Source organism: Marinomonas transparens (assembly GCF_016463975.1).
In the GTDB taxonomy this organism is placed as follows: domain Bacteria; phylum Pseudomonadota; class Gammaproteobacteria; order Pseudomonadales; family Marinomonadaceae; genus Marinomonas; species Marinomonas transparens.
Map to the genome: position 1 here is coordinate 68,347 of NZ_JAEMNX010000001.1, position 23,377 is coordinate 91,723.

The 23,377-nt window shown below is 44.2% G+C and carries 25 protein-coding genes; 10 read left to right on the top strand and 15 right to left on the bottom strand.

From position 1 onward, the window contains the following. Positions 1-198: 198 nt before the first annotated feature. Entirely contained in the window at positions 199-708 is a 510-nt protein-coding gene (locus I8J31_RS00365) for a glycine cleavage system transcriptional repressor (RefSeq protein ID WP_199466205.1), read from the bottom strand. Between the two features lie 304 nt (positions 709-1,012). On the opposite strand from I8J31_RS00365, the gene I8J31_RS00370 reads away from it, so the two are divergent. From I8J31_RS00370 to I8J31_RS00380, 3 genes are all read left to right on the top strand, one after another. Further along, positions 1,013-2,959 carry a putative bifunctional diguanylate cyclase/phosphodiesterase gene (locus I8J31_RS00370; RefSeq protein WP_199466206.1) on the top strand — a complete coding sequence of 649 codons (1,947 nt, stop codon included), beginning with the start codon at positions 1,013-1,015 and terminating at the stop codon, positions 2,957-2,959. A gap of 94 nt (positions 2,960-3,053) precedes the next feature. After that, positions 3,054-3,692: an NAD(P)H-dependent oxidoreductase gene (locus I8J31_RS00375; protein WP_199466207.1), complete on the top strand. Its 639-nt coding sequence runs from the start codon at positions 3,054-3,056 to the stop codon at positions 3,690-3,692. A gap of 440 nt (positions 3,693-4,132) precedes the next feature. Continuing rightward, positions 4,133-6,046 (top strand): alpha-amylase family protein, encoded by a 1,914-nt coding sequence (locus I8J31_RS00380; protein WP_199466208.1) that lies wholly within the window; start codon positions 4,133-4,135, stop codon positions 6,044-6,046. 74 nt (positions 6,047-6,120) lie between these two features. Here I8J31_RS00380 and I8J31_RS00385 read toward each other — a convergent pair whose 3' ends face one another. Continuing rightward, complete coding sequence (locus I8J31_RS00385; RefSeq protein ID WP_199466209.1) at positions 6,121-6,381, bottom strand: YheV family putative zinc ribbon protein; 261 nt, start codon at positions 6,379-6,381, stop codon at positions 6,121-6,123. Between the two features lie 46 nt (positions 6,382-6,427). Continuing rightward, positions 6,428-8,458 (bottom strand): oligopeptidase A, encoded by a 2,031-nt coding sequence (prlC, locus tag I8J31_RS00390; RefSeq protein WP_199466210.1) that lies wholly within the window; start codon positions 8,456-8,458, stop codon positions 6,428-6,430. A 190-nt stretch (positions 8,459-8,648) separates the two neighbouring features. Between prlC and I8J31_RS00395 the strand changes: the two genes are divergently transcribed. From I8J31_RS00395 to I8J31_RS00425, 7 genes are all read left to right on the top strand, one after another. Further along, positions 8,649-9,206 (top strand): gamma carbonic anhydrase family protein, encoded by a 558-nt coding sequence (locus I8J31_RS00395; RefSeq protein ID WP_199466211.1) that lies wholly within the window; start codon positions 8,649-8,651, stop codon positions 9,204-9,206. Positions 9,207-9,296: 90 nt separating this feature from the next. Then, entirely contained in the window at positions 9,297-9,926 is a 630-nt protein-coding gene (locus tag I8J31_RS00400; RefSeq protein WP_199466212.1) for an RNA polymerase factor sigma-70, read from the top strand. Positions 9,927-9,934: 8 nt separating this feature from the next. Further along, on the top strand, positions 9,935-10,126 hold the full coding sequence (locus I8J31_RS00405; protein ID WP_199466213.1) for a zf-HC2 domain-containing protein: 192 nt from the start codon (positions 9,935-9,937) through the stop codon (positions 10,124-10,126). A 110-nt stretch (positions 10,127-10,236) separates the two neighbouring features. Then, a complete protein-coding gene (locus tag I8J31_RS00410) occupies positions 10,237-10,512 on the top strand; it encodes a BufA1 family periplasmic bufferin-type metallophore (protein WP_199466214.1) in 276 nt (91 codons plus the stop codon). 15 nt (positions 10,513-10,527) lie between these two features. Next, entirely contained in the window at positions 10,528-11,451 is a 924-nt protein-coding gene (gene bufB / locus I8J31_RS00415) for an MNIO family bufferin maturase (RefSeq protein ID WP_199466215.1), read from the top strand. After that, complete coding sequence (locus tag I8J31_RS00420) at positions 11,435-12,190, top strand: HvfC/BufC N-terminal domain-containing protein (protein WP_199466216.1); 756 nt, start codon at positions 11,435-11,437, stop codon at positions 12,188-12,190. The genes bufB and I8J31_RS00420 overlap by 17 nt, the downstream gene beginning before the upstream one ends. Positions 12,191-12,205: 15 nt before the next feature. Further along, positions 12,206-12,682, top strand: coding sequence for a DoxX family protein (locus I8J31_RS00425; protein ID WP_199466217.1), 477 nt, complete (start codon positions 12,206-12,208; stop codon positions 12,680-12,682). Positions 12,683-12,695: 13 nt separating this feature from the next. Here I8J31_RS00425 and I8J31_RS00430 read toward each other — a convergent pair whose 3' ends face one another. The 12 genes from I8J31_RS00430 to cpaB all read right to left on the bottom strand — a co-directional run bounded on the left by I8J31_RS00430 (position 12,696) and on the right by cpaB (position 23,372). Beyond that, positions 12,696-13,304: a biliverdin-producing heme oxygenase gene (locus I8J31_RS00430; protein WP_199466218.1), complete on the bottom strand. Its 609-nt coding sequence runs from the start codon at positions 13,302-13,304 to the stop codon at positions 12,696-12,698. 89 nt (positions 13,305-13,393) lie between these two features. Then, complete coding sequence (locus I8J31_RS00435) at positions 13,394-13,771, bottom strand: YbaN family protein (protein WP_233402518.1); 378 nt, start codon at positions 13,769-13,771, stop codon at positions 13,394-13,396. Between the two features lie 45 nt (positions 13,772-13,816). Further along, entirely contained in the window at positions 13,817-14,377 is a 561-nt protein-coding gene (locus I8J31_RS00440; protein ID WP_199466219.1) for a TadE/TadG family type IV pilus assembly protein, read from the bottom strand. Then, positions 14,374-14,865: a pilus assembly protein gene (locus I8J31_RS00445; protein ID WP_199466220.1), complete on the bottom strand. Its 492-nt coding sequence runs from the start codon at positions 14,863-14,865 to the stop codon at positions 14,374-14,376. Before I8J31_RS00445 ends, I8J31_RS00440 begins: the two co-directional genes overlap by 4 nt. Then, the gene (locus I8J31_RS00450) at positions 14,865-15,761 is read right to left on the bottom strand and encodes a tetratricopeptide repeat protein (RefSeq protein ID WP_199466221.1); all 897 of its coding nucleotides are present in this window, start codon (positions 15,759-15,761) and stop codon (positions 14,865-14,867) included. The genes I8J31_RS00445 and I8J31_RS00450 overlap by 1 nt, the downstream gene beginning before the upstream one ends. A 2-nt stretch (positions 15,762-15,763) precedes the next feature. After that, a complete protein-coding gene (locus I8J31_RS00455) occupies positions 15,764-16,717 on the bottom strand; it encodes a type II secretion system F family protein (protein WP_199466222.1) in 954 nt (317 codons plus the stop codon). After that, positions 16,714-17,703: a type II secretion system F family protein gene (locus tag I8J31_RS00460; protein ID WP_199466223.1), complete on the bottom strand. Its 990-nt coding sequence runs from the start codon at positions 17,701-17,703 to the stop codon at positions 16,714-16,716. The genes I8J31_RS00455 and I8J31_RS00460 overlap by 4 nt, the downstream gene beginning before the upstream one ends. Beyond that, a complete protein-coding gene (locus tag I8J31_RS00465; protein ID WP_325101151.1) occupies positions 17,704-19,065 on the bottom strand; it encodes a TadA family conjugal transfer-associated ATPase in 1,362 nt (453 codons plus the stop codon). 2 nt (positions 19,066-19,067) lie between these two features. Beyond that, complete coding sequence (locus I8J31_RS00470) at positions 19,068-20,306, bottom strand: CpaE/TadZ family protein (protein ID WP_199466224.1); 1,239 nt, start codon at positions 20,304-20,306, stop codon at positions 19,068-19,070. A 15-nt stretch (positions 20,307-20,321) separates the two neighbouring features. Further along, entirely contained in the window at positions 20,322-20,969 is a 648-nt protein-coding gene (locus tag I8J31_RS00475; protein WP_199466225.1) for a CpaD family pilus assembly lipoprotein, read from the bottom strand. An 18-nt stretch (positions 20,970-20,987) separates the two neighbouring features. Beyond that, a complete protein-coding gene (locus I8J31_RS00480) occupies positions 20,988-22,391 on the bottom strand; it encodes a type II and III secretion system protein family protein (RefSeq protein ID WP_199466226.1) in 1,404 nt (467 codons plus the stop codon). 48 nt (positions 22,392-22,439) lie between these two features. Further along, positions 22,440-23,372, bottom strand: a complete 933-nt coding sequence (cpaB, locus tag I8J31_RS00485; RefSeq protein ID WP_199466227.1) for a Flp pilus assembly protein CpaB — start codon at positions 23,370-23,372, stop codon at positions 22,440-22,442. Between the last annotated feature and the right edge of the window lie 5 nt (positions 23,373-23,377).

Here is a 23,377-nt window from a genome sequence, read left to right on the forward strand (position 1 = left end):
ATTAGCCCTCTAGATGAGACCGTTGCACAAAGTCGCGAACAAAGCCAATACGAGGCAAAAACAGACGAAGAAGCAGAGTTTATGGGTTGTAAATGCGCATTTTGAGTCTGTTTTTAACAATGTATTGGTGCGCGCAGCAATCGTGCAAAAGTCTCTAATATAAAGGGCAACAAGGCAATATTATTAGGCTTAAGCGAACTAACTCACAGATAACTCAACTACCAGATCACTGCTAATATTCTCTAAGGCATCTTCTAACACGGACAAATCCAGTTCTTTTGGGGCAACCAAGACCATCTCGGTTTTAAATAACATATCCGAGCTCATCGGTGCAGGTTCACAAGAAGTCGTTAATTCTTTCACATTGACGTTTAATGCATGCAGCACTTGCGATACTTCTTTCACAATCCCCGGTCTATCATTGCCAACCACGGATAAAGATAAACTAGACCCTTCGGCCTCATGCTGTTTAGCTAACTCTACCGTCACATTCAAACCAAATTGGTCAAATTTTTGTAAGGCATTAATTAGGGCCGCTTGATGCTCAACAGCAACAGACACGGTCAAAATGCCAGCAAATTTATCTGCCAGGTGGGCCATACGGCTTTCTAACCAATTTCCGTGGTACTGTGCAATCGTATCGGAAAGACGCTCAACAATGCCGATTTTATCGTCCCCAATAAAGCTAAGTACTAGCTGTTGAGTCATAAATATCTCCTATTTACATTTATAAATGTATTGATAAAACTAAGTACTACTCTAATCTTTAACAATTAAAGTAACTTACAAAAAACAGAGTTCCTAGAAAAACGAATACTTTTTCGTTTTGTGACGCTTTGGCTAGTAACAAAGTTAAACGCGTTCAACTAGTAAACTACGATACATTACGTTTTTCTGCCGTATAAAAAAGAACGAACTCGCTTAGTATACAGTTTATGGAGATGGCTACTTTAGAATCGACGTTCATGGAAAGTATGTAGCGAAGCAACTAGATGCTTATATAGGAGAAGGAATGAGAAACAAAACAAGCCTGAAAGAAGTCGAATTACGGGAAGCCTTACGCCTTTTATACGCCAATGTTAGTGCGGGTTCCTTTGTCTCCTTCCTTGTGAGTACTTCTCTTGTATTTGGCTTTGAGTTTGATTCTGAAGACCAAGAATACACTGACCATAAAATTATTTGGTGGGTCCTGATGATGGTGTTTATATCATTACGCCATTTAGACTCCGTTCTATATCAAAAGGAAGTCTATAAAAACCTCTTCTCACTACAACAAGATATACTGCGTTTTACTGTTTTTGCTTCTATGGGAGCCAGTATCTGGAGCGCCTATGCACTATACTTTTTCCCCTTTTCAAGCCCAGATGAGTTGACAGTCACCATCATAGTTATCTGTGGCATGGCCGCGGGTGGCGCAAATCTCTGGTCTGCCCATCAATTTACCGCCGTCACTTATGCGCTCATTATATTAGGGCCCCTAGCGGTATTACTGCTACTGTCGGAGGATTCACACCAGCATTTACTAGGCTTAATTGGCTTAGGATTTACTTTTGTAATGATGTTATCTGCTCATAAGACATCTTCTTTTACTAAAGATGCTATTCATCTAAAAACTCAGCACCTCCAATTATTGCGGGATATGGAGAAAAAGGTTGAGCTACGTACTCAAGAAATTTATCGGCTTTCTAATATCGACCCGTTAACGGGGCTATTGAATCGCAACGCTTTTCTCAAAGAGCTCAACCACATGGTTGCTGTAAACCCATCAACCTCTTTAGCTCTGTTGTTTATTGATCTGGATGGCTTTAAACAAATCAATGACAGCATGGGCCACGAAGTCGGCGACAAGGTCATTAAAGATACCTCTTCGCGAATCGCTTCATTATGCAAAGGCTCTCTTCTTTTATGTCGCTGGGGCGGCGATGAGTTCTTGGTAGTACTCAACTATGAAAGCCATGAACAAACTCATCACTTTGCTCAACAAATCATAACAGCGGTTAGCTCTCCTCATATTACTAAACAATCCCAAACTTGGATTGGGGCAACCATTGGTGTGGCTTTATACCCAGAACACGGCACCCACCATGACAGCCTGATTCAAAATGCCGATATGGCGATGTACCATCAGAAGCGTGTTGAAAAGGGTCAAGTTGGCTACTTCAACGAATCACTACGCCAGCGTTTAATACGCGAACGTTTGCTCAGTGATCGACTGTCCACCGCCATTGAAGAAAATGCTTTGCGGTTAGTCTTTCAGCCTATTTTAGAAAGCCAGACCGGTAAGGTAACGGGTCTAGAGGCATTACTCAGGTGGCACCTTGATGGCGAAGAAGTGGCGCCCGTAGAATTTATTCCTTTAGCAGAACAATATGGTCTGATCAAGACCATAGGTTTATGGGTAATAGAACAGGCCTGCCTACAAAGCATCAGCTTATCGAAAGGGTCTCAACCTCCTTCAGTCAGTGTGAATGTCTCTGTCATACAACTGCAAGACCATAACTTTGCCAGTCAGGTTCAAAGCTTACTCACTCGTTTACAATTTGACCCTAGCTTACTACTCATAGAAATCACCGAATCCGTTTTTGCTACGGACCAAAAGACACTTTTAGAGCAGATACAAGCTCTACAGAAGCTTAATATCAAAATATCTATTGATGATTTTGGAACAGGCTACTCATCCCTTTCTAGTATGCAAAACTTGGGAGCTGACATTATCAAAATTGATAAAAGCTTCATCAATAAAATCGATAGCACGGGTTTGAGCATCATCAAGGCGGTGATGGAAATTGCCCATTCCATGGGCCTTAGAGTCGTTGCAGAAGGAGTGGAAACCGCTGAACAAGAAAAAATACTTAAGGACATTGGAGCACACCTTTTACAAGGCTACCACCTTTGCCGACCTTTAGAAGCTGAGCAACTGACTGAGTATCTCGACTCAAGTACTGAGCAGAAAATTTAAGACGCTTACTCATTGCTTTCTCAAATGCTCACTTGAAGTTTCGTATAAATCAACCATATAAGTTGCATACCTCACCTAATTAAGGAACTTCAACATGTCGAATTTATTAGACAAACTAAACTGGCGTTACGCCACAAAAAAGATGGACGCGACAAAAGCCGTTGAGCAAGAAAAAGTAGACCGCATTCTAGAAGCCGTTCGCCTTACTGCGACCTCAAGCGGCCTTCAGCCTTACGAAGTGATCGTGGTTAAAAACAAAGAACTACGTGAAGCCATTGTACCAAACGCGTGGAACCAAGCACAAATCACAGATGGCTCTCACCTATTGGTTTTTGCAGCGTGGGATAACTACACAGAAGAACGCATTAACCACATGTTCGACCTTGTTAATAATGAACGTGGCTTTTCTAACGAAGGCTGGGAAAACTATCGCCAGATGTTATTAGGCGCTTATCCAAAACGTGACGCAGAAGTGAATTACCAGCACGCGGCTCGCCAAGCCTATATTGGTCTGGGTACTGCGCTCATTGCGGCGGCAGAAGAAGGTGTAGACAGCACGCCAATGGAGGGCTTCGATCCTGCGAAAGTAGACGAAATCCTAGGTTTGACGGAACGTGGCTTACGCTCGGTTGTTTTACTACCGCTTGGTTACCGTGCCGATGACGGTGACTGGCTAAAAGGTCTAAAGAAAGTTCGCCGCTCAAAAGAAGAGTTCATCACAGAAATGAACTAACCTTCTCTTCACAAAAGCAAAAACGTCGGTTCATATCCGACGTTTTTCTTACCGCCGCTGTTAGCCGCTAACCGTGAGTAAAGCAATTGCCCTTTCTTTCGGGCCCGAAAAGCAACCCCTTTCCACATAGATTGCTTTACAAGTTTCAAAGCTTGGACTCAAAATAGCCCTTTGCGTGATTGACAGTGACTACGCTGATAACCAGATCCACACTCTCCCCCCCCTCAATCTCCCTAGAGAAAGAGGCTTTGCAAAATTAAGTCAGTATTTAGAGAGCCCACATATTGACCAGACATACCCCTTAAGCTAGCTTTCACTATCAGAAAACCAGTTACTCTATGCGTTAAAAAAAGCCTATTTTAAGGCGTAATACCCCCATCTAAAAATAACGACAACTTAGCTCGTGTTTGCCCAACGAGCTCTTTATAAAAGGCACCAACATGGTAATTGACTTATCTTTTGAGTCGACAAAAACACACCAACGTCTTCTATCAGAATTGGATTTAAGTCACCTCACAGCAACACAAAAAGCGTCTTTCATTGGCCGCTTAGAATCCGGCTTTGAACCACTTTTCACTCAGTTATATCCGCTGTATGGCAATTGCTTTGATCTCTATTATCATCTCAAAGTATTACTGCAGTCTTTCGCCGATTTTCAGAAAAAAAAACGCCCAGTACAAATTAAAGACAACTCAGAATTCTGGTTTGAATCCAATAAAAATGTTGGCATTGCGGTATATGTGGATTTACTGGCTGATGATCTAGGCTCGCTCATCGATAAAATCCCATACTTTGAATCCTTGGGTATCAACTACCTGCACCTGATGCCGCTTTATTCAGCCCCAGAAGGCAACAGTGACGGTGGCTACGCCATTTCAGACTATCGAACCGTCTCGCCTAACTTGGGCACCAACAAAGACTTAAAAGATTTGGCCTCTGCTTTACATAAAAAAAGCATTCGCATGGTCTTAGACTTTGTCTTTAACCACACTTCAGACGAACACCGTTGGGCCGAAGCCGCAAAGCAAGGCGATAAAGAATTCCAAGGGTATTACTACTTCATGGACGAACAAGAAGCATCCGAATACAACCAAACGGTGCGAGAAATTTTTCCACAAATTCGTCGTGGTAGTTTTACCCATTACCCAGAATTAAACAGCCATGTATGGACCACCTTTAACTCCTTCCAATGGGATTTGAATTACTCCAACCCTGCGGTATTCGTCGCGGTCGTCGAAGAAATGCTGCACCTTATCTTAAATGGCTGCGATGTGTTACGCCTGGATGCTCTGGCCTTTGTGTGGAAAGAAAAAGGCACAGTGTGTGAAAACCTCCCCAAAGCTCACAACCTGATTAAAGCCTTCAAAGCCTGTTTGGACATTGCCGCGCCTAAAGTCGTCTTTAAGTCAGAAGCCATTGTGCACCCAGATGAAGTGAACAAATACATAGGTGCGGACGAATGCACACTTTCGTACAACCCATTGATGATGGCATTGTTGTGGGAGAGTCTGGCAACCCGTCAAACACAGCTGTTATATCAATCCCTTGAGCGTAGTTTTCAAATTCCAGAGCATACGACATGGATTAACTACATTCGCTGCCATGACGACATTGGCTGGTTATGGGATGACGCGATCTCAGATCGACTTGGCATAAATGGTTACGGCCATCGCCACTTCTTAAATCAATTTTATACAGGCCAGTTTGAAGGCGCTTTCGCCGCGGGTGTGCCTTTCCAAGAAAACCCAGTCAATGGCGACTGCCGAGTATGCGGAACCTTGGCTTCTTTAGCAGGTGTTGAAAAGGCTGTTGCACAAAATGACCCTGTATTGCTTGATCATGCGATCAAACGCATTCGCGTCTTAAACGGCATCAACTTCAGCATGCCGGGGATTCCACTTCTCTATCAAGGGGACGATCTTGGTGTTCTAAACAACGATGATTACCTAGCCGATCCAGCGAAAGAAGAAGATAGCCGTTGGGTACATCGTAAAAAGCTAACAGGGAAGGATTTCGCTCTTGCCGAGGACCCAACAACACCGCAAGGTCAAATCGCTAAGCTCATCCGTGACATGATCCAGATTCGCAAAGGAAATACTATTTTCGCCGCTCAAGAATTTGAACTCATCACACTGAACAGCGGACACCTGTTTGCCTTTAAGCGCCGCTCTGCTAACAAAACCCTAGTCGTTGTCGCCAATATGAGTGAGCACCTAATTCAACTTACCGCACCGTTAAGTGAGCACCTTGGACAAGACTCTGCATACAACCTCCTAAGCAACGAGAACATTGACCTCCTTGCCCTTGAAAAAATTCAACCGTTGGATATTCTTTGGTTAACCAATGCTGAGTAAGGTTTAGACAAAATCAACAGCAAAAAAAACGGATTCACCTGTCAGTGAATCCGTTTTTATTTAAAAGGCTCGCTTTAGTGCTTTGTCATACCAGAATTAGGGATAAAGTTAATCACCACTTCTTCCGCTTCTGGCGCGCTACTATGGGGTGTATTTACCCGTGTTGGAATCTCAGTAGGCTGTGCCTGTACAACGGTCGATTGGGCATCTTCATAGCCACAGGAAATACATTCACGGTATTGCTTCTCCGCATCATCATCACGCCATGCGCGAATCTTATCCATCTCACTACAACGGGGGCAAACGGCACCCGCAATAAAGCGTTTTACTGTCATAACCTTATCTACCCTATGAATTACCGCGTCCTTGCAGTGCAAAAATTTAAGCGGCAATACCACTGTGTCTCAACAGAGCATCAGTGCTTGGTTCACGGCCACGAAATTCAATAAATAAATCCGCTGCGGGGCGAGAACCGCCATTTGCCAATATGGTATCACGGAAGTGAGCCCCGGTATTCGCATTGAAAATACCGTCTTCTTCAAATTTCGAAAAGGCATCAGCAGATAACACTTCTGCCCATTTGTAGCTGTAATAACCTGCCGCATAACCGCCTGCAAAGATATGCGAGAAACTATTCTGAAAGCGATTAAACCCTGGCGGTCTAGTAACAGAGACCTGACTACGCACGTCTTCCAATATAGCCTGTACACTTAGTCCTGCGTGATATTCCCTATGGATGCGGAAATCAAATAAAGAGAACTCCAATTGACGCACCATTTGCATTCCCGATTGGAAATTTTTCGCGGCCATCATTTTATCCAATAGATCTTTTGGCAGCGGCTCATTGGTTTCATAATGACCGGAAATATAAGCCAAAGCTTCTGGCTCCCAACACCAATTCTCCATAAACTGACTAGGTAACTCGACCGCATCCCATGCCACACCATTAATACCCGATACCGATGACACCTCAACTTGAGTCAACATATGATGCAAACCATGACCAAACTCATGAAATAACGTAGTCACTTCATCATGGGTAAGCAAGGCAGGTTTATCACCAATAGGTGGCGTAAAGTTACAAACTAAATAGGCGATTGGAAGCTGCAAACGGTCATCGCTCAAACGACGGCGAGTACGACATGAATCCATCCAAGCACCACCCCGCTTTCCTTCACGGGCATAAGGATCTAGATAGAAGCGTGCAATATCTTCTCCATTCTTGCTGATAGTAAATAGCTGCAAGTCGTTGTTGTAACTATCAAATTCATCTTCTTCACGAATATCCACACCAAACAAGGTTTGTGCCACGTGAAACAAACCGGATAGCACCTTATTCATTGGAAAATAAGGTCGAAGGGTTTCTTGAGAAAGATCATATTTGTGTTGGCGCAATTTTTCCGCGTAATAAGACATATCCCAAGCATTTAATTCTGATACACCATTTTCATCTTTCGCATAGGCTTTCAATTGCGCAAGATCCTGTTCTGCCGATGATCTTGATTGTTTCGCAAGGTTTTCTAAAAAGTCGATCACTTGCTGCCCGTTGTCCGCCATTTTAGTCGCAACGGATAACTCAGCGTAATTATCAAAACCTAATATCTGTGCCATTTCATGACGTAACGACAAGATTTCATCAATTAAAGGCGTATTATCAAACTTGATATCGCCACCTTGATCAGAGGCCCGGGTCGAATAAGCTCGGTACATTTCCTCACGCAAAGCGGCGTTATCAGCATAACTCATCACTGGAATATAGGAGGGTAGGTCTAGGGTAAATAACCAACCGTCTTTTTCTTTTGCTGTGGCCATTTGCTTAGCTTGTGCAAGGGCCGATTCTGGTAGACCCGCCAGCTCTTCTTCATCCGTAATCAACTTGCTCCATGCTTGTGTCGCATCCAATACGTTTTCCCCAAACTGGCTGCCAAGTTCAGACAACCGCTGACTAATCTCCCCGTAACGCTTTTTCGCCTCACCTTCCAAACCAACACCAGACAGCTCAAAGTCACGAATCGTCTGTGTTAATGATTCAATTTGAGCCGCTGTTAAGCTTTTCGCAGCATCACTTTCCGCTAATAATTTGTAAGCTTGATAAAGCGCCTTATTCTGACCAAGGTCGGTGTAGAACTGGGTCAACTTTGGCAAGCAAGCATTGTAGGCCGTACGCATTTCAGGGGTATTTTTAACAGAGTTCAAATGGCTAATAGGTGACCAAAAATTATTTAAGTCATCTTGTAATTGATCCAATGGCAACACCAAACTTTGCCAAGTTGGCTCACTATTCTTGCTCACGCAAGCTTCAATGGCGCTTTGATTGCTGGTCAGGAGTGTCTCTAGATCTGCCTCAATACTGGCAACATCAACGCTAGAAAAACGTGGAAGGCTTGTCGCGTCCCATACAGACTGTGGCATATCGTGGTATCCTTTAATGAAATTTTGGTGCCTTTAAATTCAGCATTTTCGCCCTCTTACACAGTTGTCATTAACCTGACACGCTAAGAAGGTATTAATAATCACATGTTCATTTAGTATGTGGTGTTTGTCGTTTTTCAATGCACACTCTTCATTTATAAGAAAACATTCTAAGAGAGGGTTAGAGTTTATGGTTATGAAATCTTTCCGTGGCAATACGCCACAACTTGGCGAACGTGTTTGGGTGGATGATAGCGCAGTATTGATTGGTGATGTAACCATTGGTGACGACAGCTCAGTTTGGCCTCTCGTGGCGATTCGTGGGGACATGCATCACATTCGCATCGGTGCCCGCACCAGCATCCAAGACAATTCTTGCCTACATATCACCCACGCCAGCCATTACAAGCCTGAAGGCCACCCACTTTCCATTGGCGACGATGTGACTGTTGGTCATATGGCCATGCTACATGGCTGTGAAATCGGCAACCGCGTTCTGGTAGGAATGGGAACGACGATTCTGGATGGCGCCGTCATAGAAGACGAAGTCATCATAGGTGCAGGCTCTCTCGTGCCTCCGGGCAAGCGCTTAGAATCCGGTTATATGTATCTAGGCTCTCCAGTAAAACAGGTTCGTCCATTAAGCAAAGCGGAGATCGAATACTTCCAATACGCTGGTTTAAACTACGTCAAACTCAAAGACGAATACTTAGTGGATGCGGAACTTATTACGAAGGAAAAGGACTGACTTCAAAGAAAGTGCAAAAATCGTTTCCATTTTTGTAAGAAAGTTCAAAACCATTACGTCTAACTTTAAGAAGAGACAGCCGAGGCTTAAATGATCAATGCGAATATCCCTTCTGAAACAGAAAATGCATTTACCGCGGGTATTTTCCAAGATGCTGAATTTATAGAAGATCTACGTAACCAAATGCTTAAATTTGCAAAAATGCAGGTTAGGGATAGTCAGTTAGCAGAAGACGCCGTTCAGGAAGCCATGCTGTCGGCATACCAAAATATTGATCGCTTTGGTCGTCAAGCTGCATTTAAAACTTGGGTATTTTCTATCCTGAAGAACAAGGTCATTGATTTATTACGTAAAGAAAAACGCCATGTGGGTGTTGAGCAGCTGGAAAATGGGCCAAACACTAATGGTGAAGCCCTAATCGATAATTTATTCGAGGAAAATGGACACTGGCAACAAAACGAGCGTCCGAAGAAATGGGATCAACCCGATCACGGTGTAGAGAATGAGCATTTTTGGCGTATTTTTGATGCTTGTTTAAATGCTTTACCCGAAAAATATGGCCGCCTATTTATGATGCGTGAATTTCTAGAAATGGATACACCAGAAATTTGTGATAACGAAGCCATGTCGATTAGTAATTTAAATGTCACCCTGTACCGTGCTCGACTACGCTTAAGAGAGTGCCTAGAGGACAATTGGTTTCAAGCAGAGAGGTCTTAATAAACACTATGATGAAATGTAAAGAAGCCACACAACTGCTCTCTGAGAAACTGGACCGCCCTCTCGCGACCAAAGAAAAAGTATCATTGGCCATGCATACCGCGATCTGCTCGCCATGCCGTCAGTTTGGTAAACAGATGGAAGAAATGCGTGAAATTTCAAAACGTTATATAAAAGGAAAGGACGCAACCACAAAATAAAAAAATATTTTTACTTTGTGGTGTAATAAGTTCGTTAAAGCAAACGTCAAAGGATATGTAACAATAAGGCATACTTGTCTTCCACTTTAAATAACTATGAGGATCTACCTATGAAAAACACTAAAGCTTCTTTGTCTCTTGCTCTTGGTACAGCGATCGCACTTTCTGCTGTTGCCGTTCCAGCAGAAGCCGCTAGCAAAGAAAAATGCTACGGCGTTGCATTAGCAGGTCAAAACGATTGTGCCGCTGGCCCAGGAACTTCTTGTGCAGGTACCTCTAAAACAGATTACCAGTCTGATGCATGGAAACTCGTCCCAGCAGGTTCTTGCGTAGAAATGGAATCAAAAACCTCTTCAACAGGCCATGGCCAATTAAAAGCATTTTAAGAAACGATTTTTAGAATGACTTCTGCACCAGCAAAAGAAACGCTTTCAAACGACAAGCTTTCCCGAGTAGAGGGCGTATCCACGCCCTCTAGCTTTTTTCATCAAACCGGCATTAGCCTAAAATCTAAGTATTTTCATAGCATCCTAGCCGATTTTCCTGAAATAGGTTTCTTCGAAATTCACGCAGAAAACTATTTGAGCAAAGGCGGCCCAGCACGTCATTACTTACAACAAATTAGAGAACATTATGCCTTCACCGTACATGGCGTTGGCTTGTCCATTGGTGGTGAAATGCCATTGGATAAACAGCATCTTAACCGGGTGGCTCAACTGGTCAATGAAATAAAGCCTGAGGTGTTTTCTGAGCATTTAGCCTGGTCCACTCACAACAATGTTTTTTTGAACGACCTACTACCCGTTGCCTATGACCAAACCACTCTGAATAGAGTTTGCGAGCACATAGATCAACTACAAAGTACGTTGCAGCGTCGCGTGCTGATTGAAAACCCTTCAACCTATTTTGAATTTACCCGTAGTGATCGCAGCGAAATCGACTTTATCTGCGAAATGACAAAGCGAACCGGGTGCGGCTTATTACTGGATGTGAACAATGTCGAGGTGTCTTGCTTCAACCAGAAAACAGACCCCTATGATTACCTTAATGCTTTTCCAGTTCATGCTGTTGGGCAAATTCATCTTGCTGGCCACACCCTAGATCAAAACGCCATCATTCCATTGAAAATAGACAGCCACGATGAAGCCGTTTGCCATGATGTTTGGGATCTCTATCAGCATACATTAATGCATGTTGGAGATTGCCCCACTTTGATAGAACGAGATGGTAATTTACCGCCCATAGCAGAGCTGTTAACAGAGGCTCATTATGCGGATGAGATAAGAGCTAAGGTAAGGGAGTCAAGGCATGAATACACAGCTTAAAGCCGCTCTATTTTCTCAAGATAATGGCTTTTATAAAGAAATTCGGGCCAACTCCGCTATAGAAAAAGAAGCACGAATTAATGTGTATCGTAATAATATTTTCGTCTCACTGATGGATGCCTTGGCAGATATCTTTCCTGTTACTCAAGCTCTAGTAGGAGAAGATTTTTTCCGTGCTATGGCAAGAGAATACATTCTTCTCCATCAACCCCAAAGCCCGGTCATCAGCGAATATGGCGATACGTTTTCTGACTTTATTCACCACTTTGAACCAGCGCAAAGCCTGCCTTTTTTAGGTGGATTAGCAAAGCTTGAACACAGCTTATTACAGCTAACCAACGAACAAGAATATAACACTCTAGAACGCGAACAAATTGCAGCGGCTTTTGAGAATGCCTCAGACCCTGCACAGCTCATTTTAGCGCTACCGCCTAGCTCAAAAGTGTGTACTTGCCCTTTTGCTATTGGCTCTATTTATCAAGCTCACCAAAGCGATGCGACACACAAACTCAGAGACATAAAAACAACCAATAGCGAGCACTTACTTCTCGCTAAGTCTCACATTTACGCTAAGCTCTATATTATTAGCCAAAACGAGGCAATATTTATAAATAACCTTCTACAGGGCAAAGTATTAGGCGAAGCCGTTCCGGACAATGACAATTTTGATTTAGGGGCGAGTTTAGCAAAGTTAATTGATTGGAAATTACTGATTCAAGTATCTGAACCTAGCATCTAACAAGAAGGAAAAACTATGGTGTCCTTTATACTGAAAACAGGTGAAAACCTGTTTAAAAAAATCCCCGAATCACTGGTTTTATTCGTAGCACGTTTTGCGATTGCCGCCGTCTTTTGGAAATCAGGACAAACCAAAATAGAGGGGTTTTCTCTTGATATTATTGCCATGAAGATGAGCCTAGGCTGGCCTCAGTTAACCGACACCACACTCTTCCTTTTTGAGCATGAATACGCTCTCCCCCTGCTGCCTACCGCAGTGGCCGCTACTTTAGCAACCTTAGCAGAACACATTTTACCTATTTTGATCTTAACGGGTTTCTTTACACGCTTTGCGGCATTGGGGCTCGCGGGCATGACCCTGGTCATTCAACTCTTTGTCTACCCCGACGCTTACCCAACCCACGCTACATGGCTCGCTATCACACTATTACTCATGCATCGTGGGGCAGGTGTCTTCTCATTCGATTACTTACTAGGGAAAACGACTAAGTAATCGTTTTTACCCATCAGTTCACGGAAAGGCCTGTGGTTCTCAAGGCCTTTTTATAAAAGTCAAAAGCATTCACCGCCCCTTTCACAGCTAACGCTTCTTGCTCTTCAGTAAGACAAAGCGCATCGAGCTGAGCCACAAACTTACGCCAATGTGGTGCACGCCCATCCGCATGAGCAGCCAAATGCCTTGCTCCTCGGTCAGCGTCAAAGTTGAGTTTCTGTGTTTCTTTATACAAAAAAGCGGCGCCTATATTGGAGCCTTCACTGCAATATAACCAACCTATCGCTTCATATATATCGTCCACCTTTTCCAATGATGACGGGTCAACATCAGGCTCCATACCGAGATCTTTCAGGTCCAATTCAACGGCAGATAAACGTGGTAATTCAGCTAATCCGGGGAAAAGACCTTGTAAATCCGCATGCTGATACAAAGGAGAAACAGTAGAGTGAAATACATGCTGTAGTGTTAAAAATTTGGCATAGTTCGCTTCATTATCAAAAGGCTTGGATGCCATGACCATTTTATCAACACCATCATGATCTGTTCGCGTTGAAAACTTCAAACGCTTTGCAAAAGATAATTCTTCGCTAGTTTCTTTTTTATCGACGACCATTTCCATTGCATACCCCAACTATAAAACGTATTAAATAAATAATATAAACCTATTCCCCCAACATCAATGTCGGGATTATTAAGAAAAAATCATATTTAAGATACTTTTTCTGGCCGTGACCAAATCCAAACAAAACCGATTAACATTCCAGAAAAAGCAAATACTGATAAATACAAATTAACATCATGATAGATAATAAAAAATGAGCATAAAACCATACTAAAGCTTGATATTAACTTACTTTTTCTAGAAACCACCTTGCCATTATTCCAGTTATATAGAATAGGACCCGTATATTTATTAGTGTGTAAAAAATTATTTATTTTTGGAGAGCTTTTTGCGGAGGCCCATGCACAAAGTAAAATAAACTCTGCAGCGGGAATACCCGGTAGAAGAATACCCACAAATGCCATAATGAGGCTTAATACAGCAATTACCTGATAAATTAAAACCTTTCCACGCGCTATTATCATATTACTTTCTCCCTTATAACGATTTGAGCGCATTCTTCATGAACGCTAGTCATAGTCGACCCCCACTTCAGCAGAAAGTCTTTCATCCAATTTCACCGTATGGGTGGACATTCTATTCATGGCAACCGACTCAATTAATTTATCGCCTAACAGCCCACTGTTCATGGTTAGCCCCTGTGTTGTACGACATAGTTGAACCACAATAAAAGACACATCACTCTCTTCTTTATCTTCCTCAGGCATCTCCCCAACATATCGATCACCTTCAGAATATTCAGGGCATATGCCTTCTAACTCCCCTCTATAAATAGGTTTCCAATCCATACTACGGTCTAAGTTCACCTTCGATACAATCAAACTATAGTCACCTAACGACGTGACAGGAAAAACACTCTCCACCAACAGGTCAAAGCTTTTCACATTCAATTCAGATTGATTGGCTAGAATAGAAGCGAAGTTATGGGATGACTGTTCAAACACACCACGAATGCGGTTAATGTTATAGAGATCAGCGCTCACTAAAATCACGCCAATTAATATTGGTAGCAGCAAAGCAAACTCAAGAACAGCATTCCCTCTCTGTTGAGAAAAAAAATCTCGAATCATGACTCTGATACACCAATTAAATCACCGAGTATGTATTTATATTCGTGCTGAAAAGATTCACCCAATCCAAAAATAGAAGGTAAAGGGGTGATAAAGTCTTCCTTTAGTAAAACATTAAAACTTAATATAGGGTGCTTGTAATAACGCTCTGAATCATTCTTTTCACCCGAAAATGCATCTAGGTTATCGAACGATTGCAAGTCCACATCCAATTTTTCCGAGGACAACATATCAAATGAATTAGCAATTACCCTTTCTGTTAAAAGCCTTGTCATTTGACCATTTCCCTTAGCATAATATTGCATGTCTGAACGAAATTCCTGCATAGATTTTTCTAATGAAAAATCGACAACTGTAACAATCAAAGCAATTCTAGCCAATTCAAAAAACATCATAATAATAAAAAGAAGAACCGGAAAACTCAGTGCGACTTCAATAGAAACAACCGCATTTTTTTTCTTCAAGAAGGTGAGAATTGGTGACTTCATTAAGCTTCATCCTTTAACTCAAATGGCGAATTCGTTAAAGACAAAATTTCAGCGGATATTTCCGAACCATTTTGAATTCGGCTCCTAGCCGACACATAGCGGGCGAGAATTTTTTCTGCTTTATCACGAGCAATAGAATGGGTCAACAACTCCCTTGCCATGTCTTCCCTATCGTAAAGCACATAGGCTAAGGCAAGATTAAGGCGTGTGGATATGTTGTCACTGTTGCGTTTGGTTTTTAATAAGCTAATGGCTTTTTGATAGTCCTGAGATGTCATCCAAGATAAGGATAAATTATTAATCACCAGTTCATTAGAAGGCGCGATATCAAGCGCTTGCTGAAACATTGCCTGCGCTCCAGCCGCATCCCCATTCATACTGGCAATCACCCCAAGGCCATTTAATGCTGGCACGCTTTTCGCGCTGATCTGCAAGGCACAGTGAAATTTTTCACTGGCCTTATTTAATTGAATGGTGGCAAGGTAAGCGCGCCCTAAACCACTGCATATGGCCTGCTGCTGCGCTGTGGTTATCTCTTTACCCAAGGATGCTTCCGCCCGTTGATACAAACTAATGACATCCGACCCCGGTATTACATAGCTAGCAATACTGGCGTACTCAACTAAAAACGGCCCGGCTAACTGCCCCTTCTCATCCATTTTTGCATACACTTCATAGGCGGCTTTTAGACGCCCGTTATCCCGCAATAAATGCGCTAGCTTCAATGCTTCATCGGCGTTATCGCTAACCGTCGTCTCTTCAAAAAGGCTATCTTGCCCCGAGGAAAGCGTCTTTTTCGCCCCCTGCCCTGCACAGCCACTCAGCACGAATGCCAGCAATAAAAAAATAAGGTAAGAAGGTTTATTCACGTATTTCCACTCCACAGATGCAGGCATGATTAATTGCCCAAGAGACGAATAATTCGCACCATGGCGGGGGTTCCCATCATGGCAATAACAGGTGGCAATATAAATGCCATTAGCGGAACACTAAGCTGCGCGGGGAGCTTGCCTGCCTTTTCCTCGAGATCAAGCACCAGACGAGTTCGGCTTTCCTCCGAAATCGTTCTCAGTGCTTGTGATAAGGGCGTACCATAACGCTCAGCTTGTATCAGGGTTGATACCATGGCCTCAACGTTATCCACGCCACAACGCTCGGATAGGTTCAATAGGGCTTTTGTTCTATCACTGAGTAATTGCAACTCTGCATAGGTGTGACCTATTTCTTCCGCCAACTCTGGGGCAGAAAAAGCCAATTCCTTAGAGACGGTTTTAAATATTCGGCCTAATGGCAAACCTGCTTCAGCACAAATTACCATCAAGTCCAACGCATCAGGCAAGCTACCAGACAAACGTCCGCCACGGCTGGCTGCGCGCATCTTCATCCATACTTCAACAAAGAAAGAGCTGAAGAATAAAATCATCAAACTGCCCGCTAATCCATTCAACCCCATGCGCTTACCCGGCTCTAGAACAGCAAATAAATACACGACAATACCGACGATTCCTAACAGATATTTACTAATAGTAAATAAACCTAATGCCTGTCGACGTCGAAAACCTGCCATCGACAGTAACTTACGGGTCGCCATTCGATCACTTTCCGTGCCGGCTAATTCAACCCCTATTTTTTCAAATGGCGCTAAAAAATGCTGAAAACGGCTTTTTTTCGCATCCTTGCCATACAAAATGGCATCAACATCCAGCGCGAGTTGATCTTCCTTTTCCCCTTCAGGATTCAATATGTCATGCAGAGTTTTGGTTTTAGTGCGAAAATACATGCCCAATAGCACCAGCCCTAAGAAGCACAAAATAACGCCTGAGAATATCAACAGCAAAGCTTCATTGTTCATCGAATTACTCGCCTAATCATAAAGTGCGTAATGCCCAAACCGAATGCGACACTGCCAAAGGCATACATCAACACACTGTTACCCGTTGGGTCGTTCAACAAAAATTGAAAATCGTTTGGAGAATTGAAATACATATAAGCCAAAGACAAGGGCGCAAGGCTAGCAACAATGACGGCTGAGGCCCTTACTTCAGAGGTCTTAGCACGAATTTTAAGCGCCAGCTCTTGACGTTCCCTAAGGGTAACCGACAAGCGTTCTAAGGTGTCACTTAAACGCCCACCTGTTTCCTGATTTATGATCAAGATAACCACAAAAAATCGATATTCATTAAGCGGGACGCGAGCGGCAGAGTCTTGCATCGCCTGACGCAGTGGCACACCTAATTGCAACCAGCTATCAATCAGAGAAAACTCCTTTGCTAAAGGACCGGGTAGACTCTCAGAGACGAGATTAAAGGCATTAGTCACTGGTACCCCAGCTCTTGCCACACGTACAATAGAGTCAATCGATTGAGGTAAGTTTTGTCTAAATTCTTTTAAATGTTTAGCCATCGCATTGCGATACAGTAAAAACACCAGAAGACCAAAAAATAGCGCAGCAAGGGCAAAGCTTAATCCCAATGGAGACAAGCTATCCTTGCCCAAGGTAAAGCCAAGAAGAAGACAAGGTGCCGCCAATAATACCACCCTAGAACGCCAGTTTTTTTGCCAACCAAGCAAAGACAAGTCCATCCAAAAGCGTTCAATGCTGCTACCTAAAACGGGCAATTTAGATAAAAATAGCTCATCAATTTGACGACTTAAGTCATCCGACTTTTCCGCTGATGTGGCACTCATCTCACCCAGTATTTGACCTTTCAAGGTTTGAAGGTAAGCCTGCGATTCTTTCTCTCTGCGGCGAGCCCCATTTATACTGCGCACAAACAAAAACAAAAATAGTATGGCTAAAAACACCACTAAAGTGAGCAAATTGACGACATCATTCATTTATATTGTTTCCTCAAAGAAATGAGCATGACTGATATAAAAGTTAGGTCGCTGACCAGAAGAAACAAATTCCCCCACCACCTTACCTCGCTGGTCAAACGAGTCAGTGCGAAAGGCAAACAGTTCTTGGGTTTGAATCACATCATCTTCCATTCCACAAACTTCGGTAATGGAAACAATACGACGCGAGCCATCACGCATACGTTCAACCTGAACAATCAAATTCACCGCGCTGGCTATTTGACGGCGTATGGCTTCAAGGGGCAATTGCATACTGGCCATCATCACCATGTTTTCCAAACGCATAATGGCATCACGGGGGGTATTAGAGTGGACCGTACAAAGGGAACCATCGTGACCGGTATTCATCGCCTGCAACATATCAAAGCTTTCGCCACCACGAACCTCACCCAAAATGATACGGTCTGGACGCATACGTAAAGCATTGCGCACCAAATCCCGTTGATCAATTTTACCCGTGCCTTCTGCACTCACTGGACGAGTTTCCAGACGCACCACATGGGCCTGCTGTAACTGCAGTTCCGCCGCATCCTCAATGGTAATAATACGATCCTCATCGCTTATCTTCTGCGATAAGGCGTTCAGCAAAGTGGTTTTGCCCGCTCCCGTTCCGCCCGAAACAATAATATTCAGCTTGGCCTGCATGCCACGGCGTAGCACATCGACCATCTCAGCGGACAAGGCATCACGCTCCGCCAATATCTCTAACGACATGTTGCGGCGCATAAACTTACGAATAGAAATGGTGGTGCCATCAATCGCCAACGGATGGGTAATAATATTCACTCGGCTACCGTCCGCTAAACGTGCATCCACCATGGGCTGAGTTTCATCAATCCGCCGCCCCACGGCAGCGGCAATGCGCTGGGCAATGTTCAACACATGCTCTTCATCAATAAAGCGCACGTTAGACAATTCTAATTTGCCATAGCGCTCAACAAACACCTGACCCGCTCCGTTGACCAATATGTCATTGACCGAGTTATCGGCAAGCAAGGGTTCGATGGGGCCGATCCCCACCATCTCATGAAACATGTCATTGCAAACCGACGCTTCCTCTTCAAGGGAAAGCTGTAGACGATGCTCATCGCAAATACTGCGAATCATAATGTCTATCTGACTACGCAGACGGTCATGGCTTAAGGAAGCCGCTTTGACTGGGTCAATTTGCTCATACAAATGATCACGGATCAGGCGCTTATTCTTAGCGCTCAAAGTATCCGCTTGATTAAGCCCAATAGAACGGGAAGCTTGGCGCGAATTTTCTTCTGTCGGTTCGCCTACCTCAACCGCTATTTTTGTACGGGTAGGGGTTCGCTTAGTCGATTGCTTAATAATCACAATCAATCCCTCTTAAATTTCAAAGTAGGATTTTTATTCGGTTTTAGTAAATCAACAATACGCTTTACTATGCCGACAGGCTTACCTTGCTCTGCCTCAGGAGGTCTGCCACAAGCCAGATCCGCGAGTTTTAATAGGGGAGTTACTAACTCAGGACAGGCATCAAAAGACACCTTACCTTCTAATAAAGACGCGTTCATTTTTACCCCGACATGGGGAAGAAGCACATCGACCTGACGGCCAACAAAGTCTTCAAAGGCCTTTTGCGTAATCACGGACTTACCAGCATGACGGGCATCATTGTGTACTAATAAGATACGCTGCCCTGACGTTTCATCCCCCAATTCCTTTAACAACCTCAAGGTATTACGGGCATCCGTAACAGTAAAGTCGGTGACAATAATGCGTGTTTGCGCATGCAAAAGCACATCCAATGAACCGTGGGGCTTCGCGGCGGGAAGATCCCATACCACTTGATTGAACATACGACATAAACTACCACCCAATTCGAGTACTTTTGTGCTGTCTGCAAATTCTTCAGCATAAAAATCTGGCTGTTGTGCCACCAGATACAAGCGCTCAGCCGCCTTACCAATAGAACGACGCAACAGCCTTGTATCAATATTGTCGGCATTCAAAGCGCCCGCCAAACCAGCTTCACCTTGATGCCCTAACATCAAGGCCGCGACGCCATTTTTACGGTCGAAATCCACCAAAGACGTCATCAAATGGCGCTTCTCAGACAACAATTTGGCCAAGCCAACACTGACTAAAGTCACCCCTACGCCGCCAGAAGCTCCCGTCACAGCTATGGTTCTACCGGTTAGCGACTCTTCCCTTGCGCCTTTTTCAGCACCTTGAATAGTATTTGCTAACATATCCAAAGGAACCGGCTTGGCTAAATAATCAAACATGCCATTCGCTAATAGCGCACGATAAAGATCGACACTTTGCTTACTGCCAAATGGCACTATGCTACACACAGGACCACAAATGGCACTTAGCTCTGCCAACATTTCGAAGGGAGATGCTTCATCATCAATATCAACAAATAATAAAGGGGGCACAGTATGGGATTTCACCCAATCAATGGCTTCTGTCACACCGCCCGCAAGCGCATAATCAGAGGCATAGCCCAAGCGCGTTAGATTCTCTTCAAAAGCTTTGCACTCAATGCCATTCGACGAAAAAACAACAAGAGGTTGCTGTCCATCACTCTCTGTAGGATTCATATCACTCATCATGCATTCCTCTGATTAATCCGCCTGAAAATCAATATCAAGCAATTCTGTTGTATCGCCTTCTTGATAACGCTGCACAGCACCGACCGCCGTTACTGCGTCACCCGCATCTAAAGCACTCGGACGCATAAGGTCCCTTGGGTTCACTACCATTTGCGCGATATTAGCGCGATTCGCACAACCCAATGGCCCCACCGCATCAAACGGCTTCACTGTCCACGTCGTTTTATCCGCGATAGAACAGTCTGGCTTAAGTACCACCAGCGCCTCAGAAGTCAGCTGCAAATCCCATTCTGTTTTGCTTACCCGATAAACCAATGGCAGGAGCGTCAAATGGCTCTTGTTCATCCCCAGCTCCAAAAGAGAAGCTTCTAAGCGCTGTGCGAACTGCTCACCTTTTTCACTCAAAGGTTGAATGCGAATCACCTGATTAGACAAACGTCCTTGATTACGCAATAACGCATTCAAACTTTGCAATGAAGGCTGATCAAGGCCTCCAGTGTCTTGCACTGACAAGGAAATAGACGACATGGTCGGCTTCACAGAAGAAGATCGGCTCACCCCATGTTCAAACACATTTGAGTCTTCCCTTAATCTATTTACCGTGTGATCACAGCCACTCAGTAGCAGCAAAAACACCACAGAAAAAATCATAAAACGCATAACGGAACCACCTATTTATTAATACAAGTAACCGGCAGACGCCATTGAAGGTAAAGTAGCATCCAGTGCTTGTATGCCTTCCCCCGGTGTTTGCAGATCGTTGGGGGATGTCGGAGCGACAACGTAAGCCGTGGCGATAATCACCAACTCAGTTTCCTCTTTCTCGTTCACCTCAGACTCAAACAAGCGCCCTAAGCCAGGAATATTTCTCAATCCAGGCACCCCAGTTATGGTTTGATTAATACTGCTGCGTAACATGCCACCTAAAGCAAAACTTTGGCCGCTGGCAAGCTCTACGGTGGTATCAGCACGGCGCACCTTGAAGGCTGGAATAATGTTGCCAGACAGGTTAACCGAGCCCACATCGCTCAAGTCACTGACCTCAGGGGCAATATGTAAACTGATTCGATTGGGGGAAAGTAAGGTAGGCGTCATTCTCATGATGACACCGTATTGCTTGTATTCGATGGAAACGTTGTTGTTGCTCACGATCACGATAGGGACTTCCCCACCGGCCGCAAAACCTGCTGTTTCACCGGACATGGCTGTCAAATTTGGCTCTGCCAAAATGCTTGCCATGCCATCAGAAGATAATGCTGACAACACACCACCAAGGTTACTGCTAGATGAACCAAGTACCGCATTGGTCACATCTCCTCCAGTAAAGGCGCCGCTTGATGCATCAAACAAACTACTGCCGTTTCGAAAAAATGATTGGTTATTATCAAACAAGGCGTCCCAACTAAAACCAAGAGAGCGGCTCAAGGTGCGCGACACCTCGACAATACGCACGCTAATATTAATCTGCGCTGACAATTCCACCTTCATTTGATTAACAATGCGCAATGCCGGCCCACCACCTTGTCCTCTAGGAGGGCCACCAGCGGCAGAGGAATCAATGCCCAAATAAGACTCTAAACTGCTAATAACCGCCTTCGCCTGTTGCGGCGTTTTGACCATGCCTTTAACAATCAAGCCACCTTGCGTCAAAGGTCCTAGTTTGATCTTTGCTCCGGGCACTTCCGCATTCACATACTGGCTCACCTTATCTAGGTTGTAACCAACCCTTAAGTTGACCGCGAGAATCACCTTGTCGTTTTCATCTAACGCGTACAAGGTGGTTTTTCCAAAGCGTTTTGCAAACACAAAAACACTGTTCTGCGAAGGGGCTTGAAAGCTTGCTATGTCTGGGTTTGCCAGCAATATTTTGGCGGCTTTTTCGGTTAAAGTAAGCAACTTGCCTTCATTGACCGTCAAATCCACCGTTCGATTTATTTCAACTTGTTGAAAACCTTCTGCAAGATCAAGACGTAACGCATCCTTATCCTTCCCCCCATAAGACGCAGCACTAGCCGCTTGATTGAATAGCGAGAAACCACCAAGGAGAAGGAAAAAGCTTAATAACACTCGAATAGACTTCATTTAAAAATTCCAAAATAGGTCAGCAAAAACGCCTAACTTTTTTACAGCTTATTGAGAGGCTTGAACTGAGTCCCCGCGATACATAAGCACCGAGTTAGAGTCCACACTTGGATAAAGACTGCTATAAATATTGGTGACCTGATCCAACATGGTGACACCAGAATCATTGTCCATAGGCACCGCCGCGGCTGCCGTTAAACCACTGACATCAGCGGCGTCTTCCACACTGCGTAAAGCCAACTGCAAAGTCCCCAATTCACGGGCAACGGCTAACCGTTCCGCCGCCAAAGCAGACACTTCTAAGGTCACGGTTTCGTAGTATTCTCTTTTCGATTTTTCCTCTACTTCCTTGTCATGGGCCCTTAAACGAATGCCAGCTCGCGCCACATTATTCAACGCCAACACTCGCACATTCGTCAGCAAGGTCTGTGACGCGAGCTTCGGCATCAACTCACCTTCCGAGCCATCACCACTTGCTTCCTGATCACGTTTAAGCCCTAAAATAACGTCCACTCTATCCCCAGCGGACACCAAGCCTGCATTACTCGCCACAGCATTGGTGGGTATCGCCACCGCTCGCATACCCGGTTTAAGCACAGAGGCTAAAAAGCCCGGTTCCCCGGCATGCACAATGGCGTTATTATCAAGCAACGCTCCTTTTTTAATCGGCTCTCTCACCGTTGCCCCAAACACCATGCTCAAGTCATCTTTATCTTCAAGAAAATATCGAAGAGGCGAATAGTCCTGCTCTGCCTCTACCCAACGAACCGCAGAACCATCTAAAAAATCACCCGGCTTTAGGTCCTTCGCCGCCGCTAACACAGGAGAATAGGATGGTGCAGGGGCAGCTGGCACAACCTCAGGCGCTTTGGTTACAGAAGGTGCCGCTGGCGGCGACATCATCAAAACTCTCACCAAGAGCGCCCCACCCAAGGCAAACACCAAGGCGGCAGAAATAAAAAAAACAGACGAAGCTTTCATAACAA

Coding starts and splice junctions, on each gene's coding strand:
- I8J31_RS00395 (WP_199466211.1), top strand. CDS start 8,649: ATGGTTATGAAATCTTTCCGTGGCAATACGCCACAACTTGGCGAACGT.
- I8J31_RS00475 (WP_199466225.1), bottom strand. CDS start 20,969: ATGCGTTTTATGATTTTTTCTGTGGTGTTTTTGCTGCTACTGAGTGGC.
- prlC (WP_199466210.1), bottom strand. CDS start 8,458: ATGCCACAGTCTGTATGGGACGCGACAAGCCTTCCACGTTTTTCTAGC.
- I8J31_RS00420 (WP_199466216.1), top strand. CDS start 11,435: ATGAATACACAGCTTAAAGCCGCTCTATTTTCTCAAGATAATGGCTTT.
- I8J31_RS00440 (WP_199466219.1), bottom strand. CDS start 14,377: ATGATTCGAGATTTTTTTTCTCAACAGAGAGGGAATGCTGTTCTTGAG.
- I8J31_RS00405 (WP_199466213.1), top strand. CDS start 9,935: ATGATGAAATGTAAAGAAGCCACACAACTGCTCTCTGAGAAACTGGAC.
- I8J31_RS00380 (WP_199466208.1), top strand. CDS start 4,133: ATGGTAATTGACTTATCTTTTGAGTCGACAAAAACACACCAACGTCTT.
- I8J31_RS00425 (WP_199466217.1), top strand. CDS start 12,206: ATGGTGTCCTTTATACTGAAAACAGGTGAAAACCTGTTTAAAAAAATC.
- I8J31_RS00400 (WP_199466212.1), top strand. CDS start 9,297: ATGATCAATGCGAATATCCCTTCTGAAACAGAAAATGCATTTACCGCG.
- I8J31_RS00460 (WP_199466223.1), bottom strand. CDS start 17,703: ATGAATGATGTCGTCAATTTGCTCACTTTAGTGGTGTTTTTAGCCATA.
- I8J31_RS00410 (WP_199466214.1), top strand. CDS start 10,237: ATGAAAAACACTAAAGCTTCTTTGTCTCTTGCTCTTGGTACAGCGATC.
- I8J31_RS00430 (WP_199466218.1), bottom strand. CDS start 13,304: ATGGAAATGGTCGTCGATAAAAAAGAAACTAGCGAAGAATTATCTTTT.
- cpaB (WP_199466227.1), bottom strand. CDS start 23,372: ATGAAAGCTTCGTCTGTTTTTTTTATTTCTGCCGCCTTGGTGTTTGCC.
- I8J31_RS00470 (WP_199466224.1), bottom strand. CDS start 20,306: ATGAGTGATATGAATCCTACAGAGAGTGATGGACAGCAACCTCTTGTT.
- I8J31_RS00480 (WP_199466226.1), bottom strand. CDS start 22,391: ATGAAGTCTATTCGAGTGTTATTAAGCTTTTTCCTTCTCCTTGGTGGT.
- I8J31_RS00385 (WP_199466209.1), bottom strand. CDS start 6,381: ATGACAGTAAAACGCTTTATTGCGGGTGCCGTTTGCCCCCGTTGTAGT.
- I8J31_RS00445 (WP_199466220.1), bottom strand. CDS start 14,865: ATGAAGTCACCAATTCTCACCTTCTTGAAGAAAAAAAATGCGGTTGTT.
- I8J31_RS00450 (WP_199466221.1), bottom strand. CDS start 15,761: ATGCCTGCATCTGTGGAGTGGAAATACGTGAATAAACCTTCTTACCTT.
- I8J31_RS00370 (WP_199466206.1), top strand. CDS start 1,013: ATGAGAAACAAAACAAGCCTGAAAGAAGTCGAATTACGGGAAGCCTTA.
- I8J31_RS00365 (WP_199466205.1), bottom strand. CDS start 708: ATGACTCAACAGCTAGTACTTAGCTTTATTGGGGACGATAAAATCGGC.
- I8J31_RS00375 (WP_199466207.1), top strand. CDS start 3,054: ATGTCGAATTTATTAGACAAACTAAACTGGCGTTACGCCACAAAAAAG.
- I8J31_RS00435 (WP_233402518.1), bottom strand. CDS start 13,771: ATGATAATAGCGCGTGGAAAGGTTTTAATTTATCAGGTAATTGCTGTA.
- bufB (WP_199466215.1), top strand. CDS start 10,528: ATGACTTCTGCACCAGCAAAAGAAACGCTTTCAAACGACAAGCTTTCC.
- I8J31_RS00455 (WP_199466222.1), bottom strand. CDS start 16,717: ATGAACAATGAAGCTTTGCTGTTGATATTCTCAGGCGTTATTTTGTGC.